15 protein-coding genes are annotated in these 16357 nt (G+C 60.3%); 9 read left to right on the forward strand and 6 right to left on the reverse strand.

Translation table 11 applies throughout. The features are described 5' to 3' along the window. Nucleotides 1-3: 3 nt before the first annotated feature. The 3 genes from gatB (at nucleotide 4) to OU694_RS03290 (ending at nucleotide 3391) form a co-directional block, all read left to right on the forward strand. Complete coding sequence (gatB, locus tag OU694_RS03280; protein WP_308909556.1) at nucleotides 4-1491, forward strand: Asp-tRNA(Asn)/Glu-tRNA(Gln) amidotransferase subunit GatB; 1488 nt, start codon at nucleotides 4-6, stop codon at nucleotides 1489-1491. Nucleotides 1492-1599: 108 nt separating this feature from the next. After that, the gene (locus OU694_RS03285) at nucleotides 1600-2052 is read left to right on the forward strand and encodes a hypothetical protein (RefSeq protein WP_308909557.1); all 453 of its coding nucleotides are present in this window, start codon (nucleotides 1600-1602) and stop codon (nucleotides 2050-2052) included. Between the two features lie 76 nt (nucleotides 2053-2128). After that, nucleotides 2129-3391 (forward strand): glycine zipper 2TM domain-containing protein, encoded by a 1263-nt coding sequence (locus OU694_RS03290; protein ID WP_308909558.1) that lies wholly within the window; start codon nucleotides 2129-2131, stop codon nucleotides 3389-3391. 132 nt (nucleotides 3392-3523) lie between these two features. Here OU694_RS03290 and OU694_RS03295 read toward each other — a convergent pair whose 3' ends face one another. Then, nucleotides 3524-4027 carry an outer membrane lipoprotein gene (locus OU694_RS03295; protein WP_308909559.1) on the reverse strand — a complete coding sequence of 168 codons (504 nt, stop codon included), beginning with the start codon at nucleotides 4025-4027 and terminating at the stop codon, nucleotides 3524-3526. Nucleotides 4028-4199: 172 nt separating this feature from the next. Here OU694_RS03295 and OU694_RS03300 point away from each other — a divergent pair, with 172 nt between their 5' ends. Then, complete coding sequence (locus tag OU694_RS03300) at nucleotides 4200-5375, forward strand: ATP-binding protein (protein WP_308909560.1); 1176 nt, start codon at nucleotides 4200-4202, stop codon at nucleotides 5373-5375. 250 nt (nucleotides 5376-5625) lie between these two features. Further along, nucleotides 5626-5889, forward strand: a complete 264-nt coding sequence (locus OU694_RS03305) for an SEL1-like repeat protein (RefSeq protein ID WP_308909561.1) — start codon at nucleotides 5626-5628, stop codon at nucleotides 5887-5889. Between the two features lie 19 nt (nucleotides 5890-5908). Here OU694_RS03305 and OU694_RS03310 read toward each other — a convergent pair whose 3' ends face one another. The 5 genes from OU694_RS03310 to OU694_RS03330 all read right to left on the reverse strand — a co-directional run bounded on the left by OU694_RS03310 (nucleotide 5909) and on the right by OU694_RS03330 (nucleotide 13104). Then, the gene (locus tag OU694_RS03310; RefSeq protein ID WP_308909562.1) at nucleotides 5909-8668 is read right to left on the reverse strand and encodes a zinc-dependent metalloprotease; all 2760 of its coding nucleotides are present in this window, start codon (nucleotides 8666-8668) and stop codon (nucleotides 5909-5911) included. A gap of 17 nt (nucleotides 8669-8685) precedes the next feature. Further along, a complete protein-coding gene (locus OU694_RS03315; RefSeq protein WP_308909563.1) occupies nucleotides 8686-9018 on the reverse strand; it encodes a hypothetical protein in 333 nt (110 codons plus the stop codon). Nucleotides 9019-9074: 56 nt separating this feature from the next. Next, nucleotides 9075-9605 carry a DUF6702 family protein gene (locus tag OU694_RS03320; RefSeq protein ID WP_308909564.1) on the reverse strand — a complete coding sequence of 177 codons (531 nt, stop codon included), beginning with the start codon at nucleotides 9603-9605 and terminating at the stop codon, nucleotides 9075-9077. Further along, on the reverse strand, nucleotides 9589-10590 hold the full coding sequence (locus tag OU694_RS03325) for a GGDEF domain-containing protein (RefSeq protein WP_308909565.1): 1002 nt from the start codon (nucleotides 10588-10590) through the stop codon (nucleotides 9589-9591). Before OU694_RS03325 ends, OU694_RS03320 begins: the two co-directional genes overlap by 17 nt. A gap of 156 nt (nucleotides 10591-10746) precedes the next feature. Beyond that, nucleotides 10747-13104 (reverse strand): M1 family metallopeptidase, encoded by a 2358-nt coding sequence (locus OU694_RS03330; protein ID WP_308909566.1) that lies wholly within the window; start codon nucleotides 13102-13104, stop codon nucleotides 10747-10749. Nucleotides 13105-13293: 189 nt separating this feature from the next. Here OU694_RS03330 and OU694_RS03335 point away from each other — a divergent pair, with 189 nt between their 5' ends. The 4 genes from OU694_RS03335 to dapA all read left to right on the forward strand — a co-directional run bounded on the left by OU694_RS03335 (nucleotide 13294) and on the right by dapA (nucleotide 16356). After that, nucleotides 13294-13878, forward strand: a complete 585-nt coding sequence (locus OU694_RS03335) for a hypothetical protein (RefSeq protein WP_308909567.1) — start codon at nucleotides 13294-13296, stop codon at nucleotides 13876-13878. Between the two features lie 258 nt (nucleotides 13879-14136). Beyond that, entirely contained in the window at nucleotides 14137-14601 is a 465-nt protein-coding gene (locus OU694_RS03340; protein WP_308909568.1) for an EF-hand domain-containing protein, read from the forward strand. 274 nt (nucleotides 14602-14875) lie between these two features. After that, the gene (locus OU694_RS03345) at nucleotides 14876-15310 is read left to right on the forward strand and encodes an EF-hand domain-containing protein (RefSeq protein ID WP_308909569.1); all 435 of its coding nucleotides are present in this window, start codon (nucleotides 14876-14878) and stop codon (nucleotides 15308-15310) included. A 155-nt stretch (nucleotides 15311-15465) separates the two neighbouring features. Then, complete coding sequence (gene dapA, locus OU694_RS03350) at nucleotides 15466-16356, forward strand: 4-hydroxy-tetrahydrodipicolinate synthase (RefSeq protein ID WP_308909570.1); 891 nt, start codon at nucleotides 15466-15468, stop codon at nucleotides 16354-16356. Nucleotide 16357: the final 1 nt, after the last annotated feature.

The raw sequence follows: 16357 nt of genomic DNA on the forward strand, positions 1-16357 counted from the left end.
ACCATGGCGAAATATATCATTCAGGGTGCGACCGGCGATTTCGAAGTGGTGCTGGGGCTTGAGGTCCACGCACAGGTCACCTCGAACGCGAAGCTTTTCTCGGGCGCTGCCACCGATTTCGGCGCGGAGCCGAACGCGCAGGTATCGCTGGTGGACGCCGCCATGCCCGGCATGCTGCCGACGATCAACGAGGAATGCGTGCGGCAGGCCGTGCGCACCGGCCTCGCGCTCGGTGCCCAGATCAACAAATACTCGGTGTTCGACCGCAAGAACTATTTCTATGCCGATCTGCCGCAAGGCTACCAGATCAGCCAGTTCAAGCATCCGGTCGTGGGCGAGGGGATCGTGAAGATCGACCTTGAGGACGGCTACACCAAGGAAATCGGGATCGAGCGTATCCACCTTGAGCAGGATGCCGGCAAATCGATGCACGACCAGCATCCGCAGTTCACCTATGTGGACCTGAACCGCTCGGGCGTGGCGCTCATGGAAATCGTTTCGAAGCCGGATATGCGCAGCCCCGAAGAGGCTGGCGCGTATCTCACCAAGCTTCGCACGATTCTGCGCTACATCGGCTCGTGCGACGGTAACATGGAGCAGGGCTCGATGCGTGCCGACGTGAACGTGTCGGTCCGCCGCCCCGGCGAACCTTTCGGCACGCGCTGCGAGATCAAGAATGTGAACTCGATCCGCTTCGTGCGTCAGGCCATCGAATATGAAGCCCGCCGTCAGGTGGATATCATTGAGGATGGCGGCAAGATCGATCAGGAAACCCGCCTGTTTGACCCGGTGAAGGGCGAGACCCGTTCTATGCGATCCAAGGAAGAAGCGCATGACTATCGCTACTTCCCGGATCCTGACCTGCTGCCCTTGGAATTCGATGACGCCTTCATCGATGCAGCGCGCGCCAGCCTGCCGGAACTGCCGGACGACAAGCGCGCCCGTTTCGAGGGCGAGCTTGGCCTTTCGGCCTACAACGCCGCCGTGCTTGTGGCCGAGCAGGAATCGGCTTCCTTCTTCGAAGTGATTTTGGACGAAACCGTCAAGGCGACCAAGAAACCGGCGAAGGATGTGGCCACCAAGGTTGCCAACTGGGTGATCGGTGACCTTTTCGGCGCGCTCAACAAGGCCGGCAAATCGGTTGCCGACAGCCCGGTGAGCGCGAAGCAGGGTGCCGAGCTTCTGGCGCTTATCGAAGACGGCACGATCTCGGGCCGGATCGCCAAGGAAGTATTCGAACTGATGTTCGAAACCGGCAAGGACGCCGGCACAATCGTCGAGGAAAAAGGCCTGAAGCAAGTCTCCGACACGGGCGCCATCGAGAGGATCATCGACGAGGTGATCGCCGCAAACCCCGGCCAGCTTGCGGAATACCGTGGCGGCAAGGACAAGCTGATCGGCTTCTTCGTCGGCCAGGTGATGAAGCTTTCGGGCGGCAAGGCCAACCCGGGCCTCGTGAACCAGCTCCTGAAACCGAAGCTAGACGGCTGAGACAGGCAATCTGACAAAACAGGATAAGGGCCGGAAATCCGGCCCTTTTTCTTTGCCACATTTCCGCCACGGCCGCATTGGAGTATGATCGCAGAGGAGAGTGTGACCATGCTTCGTGCGTCTGCCATAGCCGCTGGCCTCATCGCTGCCAGCACAAGCGCCGCATTTGCGGACGAGTTGCCATGCATCGGCAGCGGCTGCGATGCCTATGTCCTTGATGCTACCCCCGTTTACGGCCCAAGCCCTGAAAAGGTGCGGGCCCGCCAGAAGGTGATCGGTGGCGCGCTTGGCGGGCTTGCCGGTGGCCTGATCGGCGATGAGGTTGGTGGCACGGGTGGTGCGATTGCCGGTGTGGCCCTCGGTGCCATGCTTGGCATGCAGAAGCCCGACAAGGAACGCATGGAGCGTCAGGCACGCTACTACCGCGAACAATATCTGGCAGGCACGGATATCAGCTACGACCCTTCGCGGCCGCTGCCCGCCGTTGCCCATTGGCGGGGCGAGCCACGGCAGTTTCCGTCGGTGGTCCTGCTGCCGGTACCGCTCGGCCCCGATGACTGAATGATGAACAGCCCGGTTCAGGCTGCATTCAGCAGGCCGGGCATAGTGTGTAAGCGTCCCTTATCAGGAGGCCGCGATGTTGAAGAAAAGTTTCGTCCTTATGTGCCTCGCCTCGGTTGCGCTGCCCGCCATTCCGGTGGAAGCGGCCGACAAGCGCGATGAACGGCGCCAGGAGCAACGAGCCCAGCGTCAGGAACAAAAGGCGCAACGCCAAGAGCAAAGGGCGCAGCGTCAGGAACGAGCCCCGCGGCAAGAGCGTGCCGAGCGTCCGGAACGCCGCGCACCGCAGCAGCAGGCGCGGGCCCAGCAGCGCCCGCAGCCGCAGCAACGTCAGCAACCGCAACAGCGCCCGCAGTCGCAACAATGGCAGCAGCGTGGCGATGGCCGCGAGCCGGCAGTGCGACTTGCTGGCCAGCCAGAGCAGGGCCAGCCGATGCGCATGTCGTCTCGTGATGAGCGGCGCGGCCAGGTGAAAAAGGCTGATGCGTCCCGGAAAACGCCGTCGGGCAAGCCGAGCGGCTATCAGTACCAGTATCAGAAGCCGGTGAAGCAGGACTATGGCAAGACCAATCACCAGTATCGTGATGGCCGCGACCGGGACCGCGATGACCGCTACAAGCACAATTACAAGAATGACCGCAAGGACCGGCATGATCGCCACGACCGTCACGACCGTCACGACCGGAACGGCCGCGACAAGCACAAGTGGGATCACAAGGACAAGCATAAATACAAGTACAAGCACAGCTACCGGCACGATAACCACCGGTATCGTTACTGGCATCCGGGCTACAGCTATCACTATCGCCCGATCCTCTGGACGCCGGGACACCTGTATTATGGCTATACTTGGGGCGGTCATTATTATTATCCGCGCGGCCACTTCCGCCATCACGGATATTATTACAGCCCGATCGTTGTTGTGGGGCACCATCACCATCATGGATGCGGCCACCATTATTTCGACGGCTACTGGTATGACCGGCCGGTTGTAGGCTTCAGCTACAATTATTATGACGGCGGCAACAATTATTACCGCGAGGATGACAGCGGTGCCGGTATCCTTGGAGCCACGCTCGGCGCGCTCTTCGGCGGTATTCTGGGAGCCGAGATCGATGGCGGCCACAACCGGGCAGCCGGCGCCGTGATCGGCGCTGTGACGGGTGCCGTGGTCGGCCATGAGCTCGCCACCAGCGGCAGCGGCAACAGCAGCAGCGATGACCAGCGGTACTATTACCGTGACGAAGGCCAGGAAGTGCGCAACTGCAAGTCCTACAGCTTCGAAAACGGCGAATATGTCTGCACCAAATGGACGGTCGAGTATCGGTACGACGACTGATCGTCCCGCGAGACAAGGGAGCAGAACGGGAAAGGGCGGCAATCTGGCCGCCCTTTCTTTATTCGGGTACGCGCGCAAAGAAAAAGCCCCGCATCGGGGATGCGGGGCTTGTCTGTTCAGGCGGAGTGCCGGTCAGTCGCGGCGGTCGTCATAGACGATCTTGGATTGATCCAGCACCAGCCGGGCTTCGCGGCCATAAAGGATCACAACCGGGGCGCCGGGCTGCAGGGGTACGTCATCGGCTTGCACGAGGGTTACAAGGCCGCCGTTTTCCGTTTTGACGATATATTCGTAGCCGGTGCGGTTGCCGGTTTTTTTCTCGACATCGTTGCCGATCAGGCCGCCGATCAGGGCGCCCGCGATGGCACCCGCCACAGCACCTTCGCCGTGACCGCCGATGGCCGCACCGGTGGCACCGCCGATACCGGCACCGGCTAGGCCGCCATAGCCCTTTTTCGGGCCGGAAATCTGCACCTGGCGCACGCTTTCAACCGTGCCGCGCTCGGCATGCTGCACCTGGCCGGCAGCGCCTGAGCTGTATGTGTTGGAATCAGGGGCCGTCGCACAGGCGCCAAGGCCGAGAACGGCAGGCACCATCAGGGCGGCGGCAAACGAACGGGAGGCAATTTTCTTCATGTCATTCAAACTCCGGGCACATGTCCTGACAATATAGGTGCACCTTGAAAAGGGCAGATTCAAGGCAGGGGGCGAAAGGTCATCGTTGTCATGTTCCTGCAACATTCAGCCGTACAATGACCCTCGGTAAAGCATGCGCGCCGTGTTCGGATGTATTGGAAGCGGAATGTTTATGGGTATCACAATCGGGTCGATTGCCAGTCTGGTGGCGCCGGCGAGCCCCGAGGACTTCTGCGGCACGCTTTACGACCGCTTCACAGCAGACGATACCCTGCAATCCATCGCCGTTGTGGATGGCCGCCGCCCGGTGGGCCTTGTGCGCCGGATGGACCTGATGCTGAAGCTTGCTGACAAGTTCGGACGCCCGCTTTTCGAGCGCCGCCCCGTCAGCTTCGTGATGGACGAAAACCCGATGGTCATTGAAGCCGGCATGTCGCTTGACGAGATCAATGCGCGGCTGGTGCGGGATGGTGCGTCGCTCACGCAGGGCTTCATCGTCACGCAGGGCGGTCTATACCATGGTATCGGCACCGCCCAGACCGTGTTGCAGGCGAACATGCAGCGCGCGGAGGAGCGGATGCGCCAGCTGGAGCGTGCTCATCTGGCCGCCGAATCCGCCAACCGTGCCAAGACGCAGTTTCTGGCCAATATGAGCCACGAGCTTCGTACCCCGCTCAATTCCATCATCGGCTTTTCGGACCTGATCATAGAAAGTTCGGACCGCGGCAAGCCGCTTGATACCATGACCGACTATGTGGGCGACATCCGCATCGCCGGGCGTCACCTTCTGAATGTCATCAACAGCATTCTCGACATGTCGAAGATCGAGGCCGGTGCCTTCGAACTGCGCGAGGATCATGAAGACCCGACAGAGCTTGCCTATCAGGCTGTCCGCATGATGGACGGGATGAGTCGTCGCAGCGAGGTGAAGATCGAGATTGAGGCGCCGGCTCGCTGCGAGGACCTTTGGGCCGATTTGCAGGTGACGCGGCAGGTGCTGATCAATCTCCTGTCCAACGCCGTCAAGTTTTCGCCCGCAGGGGCGACGGTGCACCTGATCCTTTCTGAACTTGCTGACGGCTGCTTCTCTTTCGAGGTCCGCGACCATGGCCCCGGCATTTCAGCCACCGATCTTGAGCGCGTTCTGAAGCCGTTCGAACAGGTGGACGGTGCCATCGCGCGCCGGCACGAGGGCACCGGGCTTGGCCTGCCGCTTGTACAGGCCTTCATGGAAGCACACGGCGGCACACTCACGCTTGAAAGCGAAATCGGTGTTGGAACACGGGCGACGGTCACTTTCCCGGCCGAGCGCTACCACGCACGCACCAAGCTTTTCAACGCCATCTGACCATCAAAGCGATACACCCCAAGATTCGGTTTTGAGTGGGCCCACGGCTTTGATACACTCGATACCGGAAGGGTAGCGGCTCATTCTCTATCGCCCCCTTTCCCAAGAAACCAGGTCCGCCATCATTGACGTCAGGTTCCGCTACCCTCGGGTGGCAGGGATGCAGGGCGGTTTTGCCTTATCGCAGACACGCCGCAGGAGAGAGACGAACCGCAGGGGTGCGGAGAGACGGAAAATGGGCCAGAAGGACATGGAGTTATATACATATGTGCAGGAGCGCATGGCCGGGGCCGAAACAGGCCAGGCCGATGCGCTGTATGATCTGGGGCTTCTCTATTCAACGGGGCAGGGGGTCGAGCGCGACTATGTGCAGGCCCACAAATGGTTCAATCTGGCGGCGATCCGTGGTGTGCGGCGTGCGCAGGTGGACCGCACAGAACTTGCCCGCGACATGACATTTTCCCAGATTGCGGAGGCACAGAAACAGGCGCGCGAGTGGCTGAACACCCATTGAGCAGGCGTGAGGGCAGCGGTCAGGACCCGTCTGTCTCCAGCGCCCTGTCGATGAGGAATGCCAGATGATCGCGGTGCGCCTGTGTTGCGAGGTCGCCCCGCCAGCGGCTCATGTCGTTGCGGATAGCGCGCAGGTTGGCAAGTGCGGCCGCCCTTGAGACATAATCATGTGACCCGCCCTGCATGACAATCGTCAGAAACTGCACGTATAGCGTCTGCAATTCCTGCCGGTAAGCGTTCACGCTGCCGCGGCTGTCATCGTCGAAAATCGCTTCCGACAGATCGGTCATCATCCGCACCACCGGATATTCGTTTCCGTAGAGCCCGCTATCGGTAAGACGCAACAGCGTCACCGGATGCAGCAGGTGGAAAAGCACGCTCGCCTGAATGTTCGCAACGCGGGCGATGGGTTTGGGATCGTCGGTCCCGAAGAAATTGAAGAAGCCACGCCGTTCGATGCCGAGCTGCTGCAAAAGGCTTGCATCCACCTTGAAGGCTTCAGGCGCGAAGATATTGTCGCGCAACAGCTTCATGGCTTCGCGCTGGCGGGCGAGCGGCACCGGGGTGTAAGGGCGCGCTGCCCCCTTCTGGCCCGCCACTGCCTTGTCCACATACACACCGCCGATATAGCGCGAGATCACCTTGCCCTGCGTGGCCATATCGGCCGTGAGGATCAGGTAGGCGTTCCTGAGCGCCTGATAGCTTTCGCCTGACTTCACCATCCGCCCGGCAATCTCGCCAAGGGCCTTGCGGTCGAGCGCCAGACGGTCGGCGGCATAGCGCATTGCGTCGTCGGTCAGGTCATTGAGGTTGACGCGTGGGTCGATCCCCTTGCCGGGTGCCCGCATGTCGTCGGCGTCATTCGCAAAGGCCAGTGCCTTTTCGGTCGAACGCTCGAGGAGGGCGGCGCGTTTGGCCGGATCCTCCATCGCCGGGTCATAGCCGAAGCGGATGGCCCAGATGTCATAAGCGCCGGGTGCGGTCGGGAAATAGTCGCCTTGTGGTTTGCCGGGCGGCGCGAAATTGATGGCGGGATAGTCCATCACCGAGCCAAGCTTCACACCGCCATCCCGTTTGAAAGCATCGGCATAGGGCAGCGACTGGCTGGCCATCATATTGTGCGTGAGGCCGAGCGTGTGGCCGATCTCGTGGGTGACGAGATAGGCAACTGTTTGCTCCAGCAGTCGTTTGCGTTCGTCCTCCGGCCGGTCAAACACCGCCGAAAGCGCCATCGCATAATTCAGATTCTGGTGGAGCATGGCGCCAACGTCGCACTGCGCCTGCAGTTGGCGGGGATCACCCTTCATGGCCTCCACCGCCATCGGTAACGGATCTGCCCACACGGCGGCGGCAGCGTCGCCCTCAAACACATCGCGCATCTGCAGAAGCTGGGCGAGGGTGCTGTATTCAAGGATCACATCAGCGCCGAGGATCTCGCCGGTCAGCGGGTTGGTGAAGCGCGGACCATAGCCTGAGAAGGGCGGCTGCGGGCTCGCCACCCAGCGGATGACATTGTAGCGGATATCGTCGGCGTCCCAATCCGCATCATCGGGCTGGATCTTCACCTCGATCACATCCTTGAAGCCTGCCGCTTCGAATGCCTTGTTCCAGCCAAGGGCGGCCTTTTCGATGATTGGGCGCAGCTCCAGCGGCGTTGTATTCTCGATCCACCAGACAATAGGTTTCACCGGCGGCGAAAGCGGGGCTTCCGGATCTTTCTTGACGAGCCGCCAGCGCGAGATCATGTCGCGCCAGGGGGTGATATCGGTGCTGGTCAGATCGTTTTGGTAATCGACGAAATAGCCGACGCGGGGGTCATCAAGGCGCGGTTCGAATTCGTCGTCGGGTTTCGCCAGCAGCGTGTGAGCCACACGGACGGTCACAATGCGCGGATCGGTGATCTCGAACCCGTTGCCGGGGTTAGAGGGCATCGGGTTGACGAAGACATAGTCGACAACGACGGCTGTGTTCTCGGGATAGTTCCGGATGAGCGAAACGCGGGAACGTTCCTTGTCGAGCTTGCCGAGGCTGAAGCCGCTGTTATCGCCGCCGGGAACAGGCATCGGCTTCACAGGGTCGAAGCTTTCATCGACGAACAGGGCATCTGCCCGCACAAGGAACCGGCGGTCGGCGCCCTTTCCGCTTGCAGCCTCGATCCGCAGCACATCAATGACAGCCGGGCTGACGTTGGCGCCGGCGGAGCGGGCCAGCGGGCTTTTTTCATCGTAATAGAAATAGGGATTGCTCTCGACAATCTCGATCTTGTCGAACCGGCGGATCAGGCGGAACACCTTTTTCTGGCGGTACTGGCCACGAAAGTGGCCGCCTTCCACCACGCCGTCCGAAACCTGCGAGACATAGATGAAATCGCGGTTCAGCTGGTTTGCCGCAATCTCCATCCTGAGCGCACCGGTCTTGGTGTCGCGGTACAGCGGGAACAGGCCGTCCATCTTCTGCTGGCCCTTGACCCGGGCCTCGATGGTGTTCGTGGGCTCCTTCGGCTTTTTCTCGGCCTTGGCCTCCGCCTTCTCGTCTTTCTTGGGCGGAGCCTTCTTCTCGTCCTTCTTGTCTTCGTCCGGCTTGTCTTCCTTGGGCTCGGCCGGCTTTGGCGGCTCATCCTTCGGAGGCTCGGCGGGCTTCGGCGGGTTCGGATCGTCGACCGGCGGTTTTTCCGGCTTCGGATCGTCGGCGAGGGCTGCGGGCAAGCCAACACAGCCCGTCAACGCCAGCCCGATTGCCCGGCGAAGGAGAAGGGAACGGAAGGTACGCGGCACCGGCATGGGTTTTCTATCCCGGCTCAGCTTGGGGTCTTCAGCATGCTCTCAAAGCGGCTGAGGAAGGCTTCGCACCCCTCGCTCGGCGCTTTCGCGGATGCAGCGGCCGACAGATTCTTGAATTCGATCCGGGCCATGTGCTTCTCGAAATCGTCTTTGGCGAGGCGGGCGAAGTTGCCTTCGGCGCGGGCGATATATTCATCCGTCATGTCTTCGGGGGCGTCGCAATATTGGGCGGCGCCCATGATGAGGGCGCTGTCGCGCACGGCATCCATCAGGGTGTCTTCCGCCATGGCGGCACCCGATGCCAGCAGAAGGAAAGGCAACGCAAGAAGCGAAGGGGAGGCGAATGTCATCGTCTGCAAGTCCTTGAGAAGGTCAGGAAGGGAAGCCTAGCGCCAATCGCGCCGGGTTAAAAGTCAAAGCTGAGCGAGGACGAACCTTCGCGGATGTCGCCGCCCTTGCGGTCGGCCCCGACGCGGACAAGGACGCTGTTCGTCTGGCCCGGCAGGTTGCCGATCAACAGCTTATTCAGGATGGTGACATTTTTGGGGCGGGTCGGCCAATCGGCTTCCAGAAACAGCATCAGGGTCTGGCCCTCTAGCTTCATGCCCAGATAATCGAGCTGCACCGGTGTGCCGTCGAGCGAGAGTTCGATATCACCAACAATCATCGGGCCAACGGCTTTTTCGAGCTCAGGGATATCCTTGTCATCAAGGAAGCTCATCCGCTTGCCAAGCTCGACCGACAGGTAAGCCTCGATTTCATGGGCATGGGCTTCGACAACAAGTTCGACCGATTTGTCGTCGCTGTTCCAGAACACATCGGTGAAACTGGCATACACATTGTGGGCCGCTGCGGGCAGGGCAGCGAGAAGAAGCGCAAGGCATGCTGCAAGCGGCTGCTTGAAGCGGGCGAAGCAGCGCTCAGTCAATTTGGTCATTATCAAGTTCAACCCTGTTGCGGCCGGATTCCTTGGCCTTATAGAGGGCGCGGTCGGCGCGGCCAATCAGGAAATCGAGTGTCTGGTCATACTGGCCAAATTCAGCAACACCGATACTGACCGTGAAATAGGGGGTTTCAATGTCTGCGCCTTTTTTCGGTGCGCGCATGGCAAGGCGGATCTTTTCAGCGAGCGGCAGTGTCTCGGCTGCAGAATGGCCCGGCAGGAGCACGGCAAATTCTTCGCCGCCCATGCGGCCAGTGATAGCGCTTTCCGGCAACAGTTCGGTGATGCGCCGGGCGCAGTAGCAGATGGCCTGGTCGCCGGCTGCATGGCCGAACGTGTCGTTGATCGCCTTGAAATGATCGATATCGACCATGATGGCGCAAAGACTGCCGCCCTCCTGCACTTCTTCAAGTGTCCAGCTGCCGCAATCGGCAAAGCTGCGACGGTTGAGCAATCCGGTCAGCGGATCGGTGGTTGCCAGACGGGTGAGTTCAGCCTGCTGCGCCTCAAGCTCCTGCTTGGCGAGATAAAGCTGGTCGGCCAGTTCCGCCACGCGGGCTGTTTCATCTTCCATCAGCGAGGCATGCATGGCGCCGTCCTGTTGGGCCAGCATGTCGACTGTGCGGTCGAAAATGGTCCAGATGCGGCGATCGCCGGCAATCGGGTGGCTGGCACGCTCGAGGAGGCGACCGTCGGTGAGATGCAGCCGGTCAGAATAGGGCATGCCGGGAGCAGCTATGAGGGTCGAGACGATCTCATCGGGGATTGCGGGATCGTCGGTTTCCGCATGCAGGGGGGCGAAGGCTTCGAGGATCGGCAACTCGGCCACATCCATGCCGATCACGGCAGCCATGGCGGCATTGGCAACGGCAACAAAGCCCTCCGCATCAGAGATGAGGATAGGCCAAGGCAGTGCATCAATATCGATCAGGCGTTCGGGCACGTCCTTCTGCTCCAGCGCAGTTCGCTGTGGCATCATGTGGCCTCGTCTCCCCACTCTGTACGGTGTTCCCCCTTCGTACGGGGCCCATAGAAGGGGGATGGCGGCGCAAAGTCAAGCCGGGCGTGGGCGAGAGAAGTAAAAGGGCCGCACATGGCGGCCCTTTACGGTTCTGCAAGGCTTGGAGGCAAAAGCCTATTTCTTGTCGGCCACCGGCTTCTCGCCGTCGGCCACTTCTTTCATCAGGTCGCGGGACTGTTCGCTCTTGAACAGCTCCACCCGGCTTTCTTTCGCCTTGGCGGGCCAGGCATTGTTGCTGGTATCCGCGTCGGCGATTTCGTGGTGGGGGTCAAGTGTCACCGACCTGATCTTCTTGGGGCGGACCAGAAGCTTCGTCACCTCGTGGGCGTTCTGACGCCAGATCTCGGCCGCGATACGGACTTCCTCGTGGGTGCCGTCTTCATACTCGACATCAAGCACAAGTGGCATCACAAGCCCGCCGATGTTGCGGAAGTCGATGAAATAGAGCTCGCGCCCGTATTTCAGCAGCTCCTTTTCCCAGTCCTTCAGGTCCTTGAGCGCGCTTTGATACTTGTCACGCTGCTTCTTGGTGACGATGAAATCGTCGTTCTTGTTGTAGAAGTCCAGAAGTTCGGGGAAGCGTTCCGTGCGCATCGGCTTGCCGGTCGCGCGCTCACGCACTTCGCCGATATAGCCCTTGAGCTTGGCGTCTTCCTCGCGGTCCACCGCATTCTCGATATCCGGGTCCTGCGAATGGATGCGAGCGTGGGTAACGCCGTCGATGGCGATATCGACGTGATCGGTGGTGTAGAACCAGCCACGGAAGAACCAGTCCAGATCCTTGGCGGACGCATCTTCCATGGTGCGGAAGAAATCGGCGGGATAGGGGCGCTTGAATTTCCAGCGGCGGGCATATTCCTTCATGGCGAAGTCGAACAGCTCGCGGCCCATCACGGTTTCACGCAGGATGTTCAGGGCAACAGCCGGCTTGGTGTAGGCGTTCGGGCCATAGCCGATGATGCTGTCCGACTGGGTCATGATCGGGGTCTGGTCGACACCGGTCATGTAAGGGATGGCCATCCGGGGCTCGCCGTAGCGGCTCGGGTAATTGGCTTCCCACTCGCGTTCGGCCATCGACTGGAGGAAGCTGTTGATGCCTTCGTCCATCCATGCCCAGTTGCGCTCGTCGGTATTCACTACCATCGGGAAATAGATATGGCCGATTTCGTGGATGATCACCGAAATGAGGCCGTATTTCACGCGCTTCGAATAGGTGCGGCTGCCGTCGTCATGCTGCTCGGGGCGCGGACCGTTCGAGGTGATCATCGGATATTCCATGCCGCCACCGATGGGGCCGTTCACGGACCACGCGTTGGGGTAGGGATATTCGAAGCTGTAACGGCTGTAGGTATCAAGCGTGTGGGCAATCGCCTGGGTCGAATATTTGTCCCAGAGCGGCATGCCTTCCTCGGGGTACAGCGACTGTGCCATCACGGTGCGGCCGGACGCCGGCAGTTTCACACCCCATGCATCCCACACGAACTTGCGGGACGAGGCGAAGGCGAAATCGCGCACATTCTTCGCCTTGAAATGCCACGTTTTGGTTTCGTCGGTTTTTTCGGCCTGATTGGCCAGCGCCTCTTCGGCCGTCACAATCATGACCGGGCGGTCGGCGGTTGCTGCCTTTTTCAGGCGGTCGCGCTGGGCGGTGCTCAGTACATCAGCGGGGTTCTGCAGTTCACCCGTGGAGCCGATCACATGATCGGCGGGGGCGGTGATTTCCACGTCGAAATCGCCGAACTCGAGGGTGAATTCGCCGGTGCCGTAAAACTGCTTGTGCTCCCAGCCCGTCAGGTCGGTATAGGCCGCGAGGCGCGGATACCACTGGGCGATGAAGAAGATGTCGTTGCCATCCTTTTCATAATGCTCGTAGCCGCCACGGGCGCCCATGGCCTTGCCTTCGGGGATATTGTACCACCAGTCGATGGCGAAGCTTGTGGAAGCACCCGGCTTCAGCGGCGTCTTCAGGTCGATCCGCATCATCGTGTCGGACATGGCGTAGGAAAGCGCGTTGCCCGAGGCATCGACGACCTTGGTCAGCTTGAAGCCGAAGTCATTGTCTTCGGTCAGGGCGATTTCGCGCATCGCCGCGAAGCTCATCTTCTGCGCATCTTCCTTGGCAAGCGCCATGGTCTCGTAGGCGTCCGAATGCTTCGAGAAACGGTTCTGGTCGAGCTGGATCCAGAGATAGGTCAGCGTATCCGGGCTGTTGTTCTTGTAGCTGACGGTCTGGCTGCCAGTGATGCGACGGTTCGCCTCGTCGAGCGTCACCTTGATCCGGTAATCGACCTGCTGCTGCCAATAGGCGTGACCCGGCGCGCCCGAAGCGGTGCGGTACACGTTCGGTGTCGGCAGGCTTTCTTCCAGTTGGCGGAATTTGTCGACGAAGGTGCCCTTCGTCTGCTGGATCGGTTCGGCCGCGGCCTCGATGCTCACTGCGGCCAGCACGGCCACGCACAACACTCTGATCACACATACCCCCTGAGGATGTTCTTTTTATGGATGCGAATGGCAGACATTAGGAAAGCCGCCGGGGTCGCGCAACAAGGATCACATCAACTTTCGTTCAGGACAACGAAGGGCGGCGCAGGGGGGCTTCGTAGAAGAAGGACAAGACAGTCCAAACGTCCGCCTAGGACAAACGTTAAAGGAGACAAAGTCATGACAGCCAAAACAACCCTCGCAGCGACCATTGCGGCCGTCCTGCTTGCAACTGCGGGCGCCAGCGCCGGCGATCACGGCATGCGGGGCATGCGCGGCGGCTTCGATCACTTCGGAAAGGCCGACACCAACGGCGACGGTGCCGTGTCGAAAGCCGAGATGACGGCATCGCTGCAGGCGCATTTTGACAAGTATGACGCCAACAAGGATGGCAAGATCATCCTTGCCGAACTGCCGAAGGAAATACCGGTGCCGGAAGAGGCCAAGGCGAAGATGCAGGAACATTACGATCGGATGGTCGAAAAGCGCGGCAAGGAAAAAGCCGACAAGATGATGGAACGTTTCTCCAAAGGCACCAGCCGCATTGATTTCCTCGCGCGGTTCGACCGCGATAACGACGAAGCCATCTCGTTCGCCGAATTCTCGGCAAAGCCGCTGAAGCATTTCGAAAAGGCCGACAGCAACAGCGACGGCACGGTGACGGCCGCCGAGAAGGAAGAGGCCATGGAGAAAATGCGCGAGCATATGAAGGAACGCGGCCACCGCAAATGGGGCAAGCGCGACCGCGACCAGGATAACGAGTGATCCGGCACTCCCTCTGCAATGGAGCCCCCGCCCGATTGGCGGGGGCTTTTGTTTTCAGGCACCAAATTGCCCAGCAATCAGCAGGGAATTGGCCTTTTCCTGACAAGTTTCCGACAGATTTGGCGCCGAGACTCTTAACTGGTTCAGCCGATCGGTGCGGTGTTGCACCGGTTTCACCGGGACCAGAAAAGACGGTGAATTGGCAAGAGGTAGCCCCTCGATGCTGATGGGAAATCCAACAGACAAAGGAGCTTGATCATGAAACCGAACAAAGCATTTGCTACACTTGTAACCGCTACGGCTGCCCTCGCATTGGCTGGCGGCGCTGTTGCTGGTGATGGCGACAAACACGCCAACCGTGACAAGGCGATGCCTTTCGTGGCTGCCGCCGATAGCAACAAAGACGGCAATGTTTCGGAAACCGAATTCCGCAGTCATCTGAAAGACCGGTTTGCGACGCTTGATACCGACAAGAACGGGTCGCTGACCAAGTCTGAGCTTCCGAGCAAGGTCGCCATGGTGAATGACGATGATGCCGACCCTGAAGAATTCATCGACGAGACGGATGCCAACGATGACAAGCAGGTAACGGAAGCCGAATACACCCAGCTTGCATTGAACGAATTCCGCGAAGCCGATGAAAACAGCGACCGCATGCTTACCCGTGAAGAACGGGATGATGCCGACGGCATCCTTGAAGCCATGACGCCTGATAGTCGCTAATCTGAAGCTAGGTCATGTCGACTTCGCCGCGCAGGAGCCCTGAACAGTTCAGGCTTCCTGCAAGGAGGAACCCCCGCTGCCGCGTGTGGCGGGGGTTTCGTTTTGCCCGCCACGGGATAGCCGGAAAATGGTCCCGCCATCGTCGCTTTTTGACCATATTGAACCCCGACCATGAAATCTCCCAAACGGGAGCCGGAGGGGGCTCCGGGCCGGACGCGAAGCCGATGGCCCTCGACCGGGCACAGGTGTCCGGATCAGAAGAAGGAGCTGAACCATGTTTGGAAATAAAAGCACGATCGGCGTTTTCACCGTTGCGGCCCTGTTTGCAACGTCGGGCGCCATTGCAGGCGGCCAGATGGGCCAGACCACGAGCCAGAGCGGCATGCTGCCGTACCTTGAAGTCGCCGACGCCAACAAGGACAATTCCATCACCGAAGCGGAATTCAGTCGGTATCTGCAGTCGCGTTTCAAAGAACTGGATACCAACAGTGACGGCAATGTCGCCAAGGCTGAATTGAAAGAGGAAGTGAAGGGCGCCGATGGCGCAGATCAGACGGCAGCCACCTTCCTCGCGCTGAATGACCTGAACCGTGACAACAAGCTGACCTACGACGAATATGTCAAGGAACCCATGTCCGAATTTGCCCTCGCCGACAGCAACGGCGACCGCAAGGTTTCCATGGATGAAGCCAAACCGAACAAGCGCTAAGGCGCTTCAGGGGCCAACACCAGCCAACGCGTCGGGCCTGCGGGCCCACCGCACCTCACATGTCCCCTCGACCTGAGGCGCACCCGAGGCTTGCCCTTTTGCAGGGCTGGCGCTAGGGTGCGCCGATTTTCATCTGCCACATAAAGGTTCGCATCATGTTTCAAGGTTCGATCACTGCCCTGATCACTCCTTTCACCGAAGACGGTTCGGTGGATGCTGACCGCTATCAGAAATTTGTCGACTGGCAGATAAAGGAAGGCACCAACGGCCTCGTGCCCGTTGGCACCACGGGTGAATCGCCGACCCTGACGCATGAAGAACACCATCATGTGGTGGAGCTTTGCATCGAGGCCGCCGGCGGCCGCGTGCCGGTGATGGCCGGGACGGGCTCGAACTCGACCCGCGAGGCGATCAGCCTGACGCAAGCCGCCCAGAAAATGGGGGCAGATGCTGCCCTCGTTGTGACGCCTTACTACAACAAGCCGAACCAGGCGGGGCTTTACGCACATTTCAAGGCGATCCATGACGCGACCGACCTGCCGATCTATATCTACAATATTCCCGGCCGGTCGGTGATCGACATGGGTGTCGAAACCATGGCCGCCCTTGCCGAACTGCCGCGTATCGTTGGCGTGAAGGACGCAACGGGTGATCTGGAGCGCGCTGCCCAGCAGTATCGCGCCATGGGCCCTGATTTCATCATGCTGTCGGGCGACGACCCGACTTCGCTGGCTTTCTACGCAACGGGCGGGCGCGGCACCATTTCGGTAACCTCCAACATCGCGCCGAAGCTTTGCTCTGATTTCCACAAGGCTTGCCTCGCTGGCGACTATAAGACGGCGCTTGCGCTGCAGAACCGCCTGCTGCCGCTGCACCGCGCCATGTTCATCGAGCCGAGCCCGGCGCCAGCCAAATTTGTCGGCTCGCTTCTTGGTATTTGCACCGACCGGGTCCGCCTGCCGCTCCTGCCGCTGACGGATGTCGGCCGGGCCACGCTTGCCTCGCTTGTTTCTGAAATCGGGCTCGGCCCCGTGAATTTCGGCTGAA

Source organism: Pseudokordiimonas caeni, assembly GCF_026719705.1.
GTDB classification, from domain to species: Bacteria; Pseudomonadota; Alphaproteobacteria; order Sphingomonadales; family Kordiimonadaceae; genus Gimibacter; species Gimibacter caeni.

What these genes read in the sequence shown, in the direction of transcription:
- gatB (WP_308909556.1), top strand. Translation starts at nt 4, where the DNA reads ATGGCGAAATATATCATTCAGGGTGCGACCGGCGATTTCGAAGTGGTG.
- OU694_RS03285 (WP_308909557.1), top strand. Translation starts at nt 1,600, where the DNA reads ATGCTTCGTGCGTCTGCCATAGCCGCTGGCCTCATCGCTGCCAGCACA.
- OU694_RS03290 (WP_308909558.1), top strand. Translation starts at nt 2,129, where the DNA reads ATGTTGAAGAAAAGTTTCGTCCTTATGTGCCTCGCCTCGGTTGCGCTG.
- OU694_RS03295 (WP_308909559.1), bottom strand. Translation starts at nt 4,027, where the DNA reads ATGAAGAAAATTGCCTCCCGTTCGTTTGCCGCCGCCCTGATGGTGCCT.
- OU694_RS03300 (WP_308909560.1), top strand. Translation starts at nt 4,200, where the DNA reads ATGGGTATCACAATCGGGTCGATTGCCAGTCTGGTGGCGCCGGCGAGC.
- OU694_RS03305 (WP_308909561.1), top strand. Translation starts at nt 5,626, where the DNA reads ATGGAGTTATATACATATGTGCAGGAGCGCATGGCCGGGGCCGAAACA.
- OU694_RS03310 (WP_308909562.1), bottom strand. Translation starts at nt 8,668, where the DNA reads ATGCCGGTGCCGCGTACCTTCCGTTCCCTTCTCCTTCGCCGGGCAATC.
- OU694_RS03315 (WP_308909563.1), bottom strand. Translation starts at nt 9,018, where the DNA reads ATGACATTCGCCTCCCCTTCGCTTCTTGCGTTGCCTTTCCTTCTGCTG.
- OU694_RS03320 (WP_308909564.1), bottom strand. Translation starts at nt 9,605, where the DNA reads ATGACCAAATTGACTGAGCGCTGCTTCGCCCGCTTCAAGCAGCCGCTT.
- OU694_RS03325 (WP_308909565.1), bottom strand. Translation starts at nt 10,590, where the DNA reads ATGATGCCACAGCGAACTGCGCTGGAGCAGAAGGACGTGCCCGAACGC.
- OU694_RS03335 (WP_308909567.1), top strand. Translation starts at nt 13,294, where the DNA reads ATGACAGCCAAAACAACCCTCGCAGCGACCATTGCGGCCGTCCTGCTT.
- OU694_RS03340 (WP_308909568.1), top strand. Translation starts at nt 14,137, where the DNA reads ATGAAACCGAACAAAGCATTTGCTACACTTGTAACCGCTACGGCTGCC.
- OU694_RS03345 (WP_308909569.1), top strand. Translation starts at nt 14,876, where the DNA reads ATGTTTGGAAATAAAAGCACGATCGGCGTTTTCACCGTTGCGGCCCTG.
- dapA (WP_308909570.1), top strand. Translation starts at nt 15,466, where the DNA reads ATGTTTCAAGGTTCGATCACTGCCCTGATCACTCCTTTCACCGAAGAC.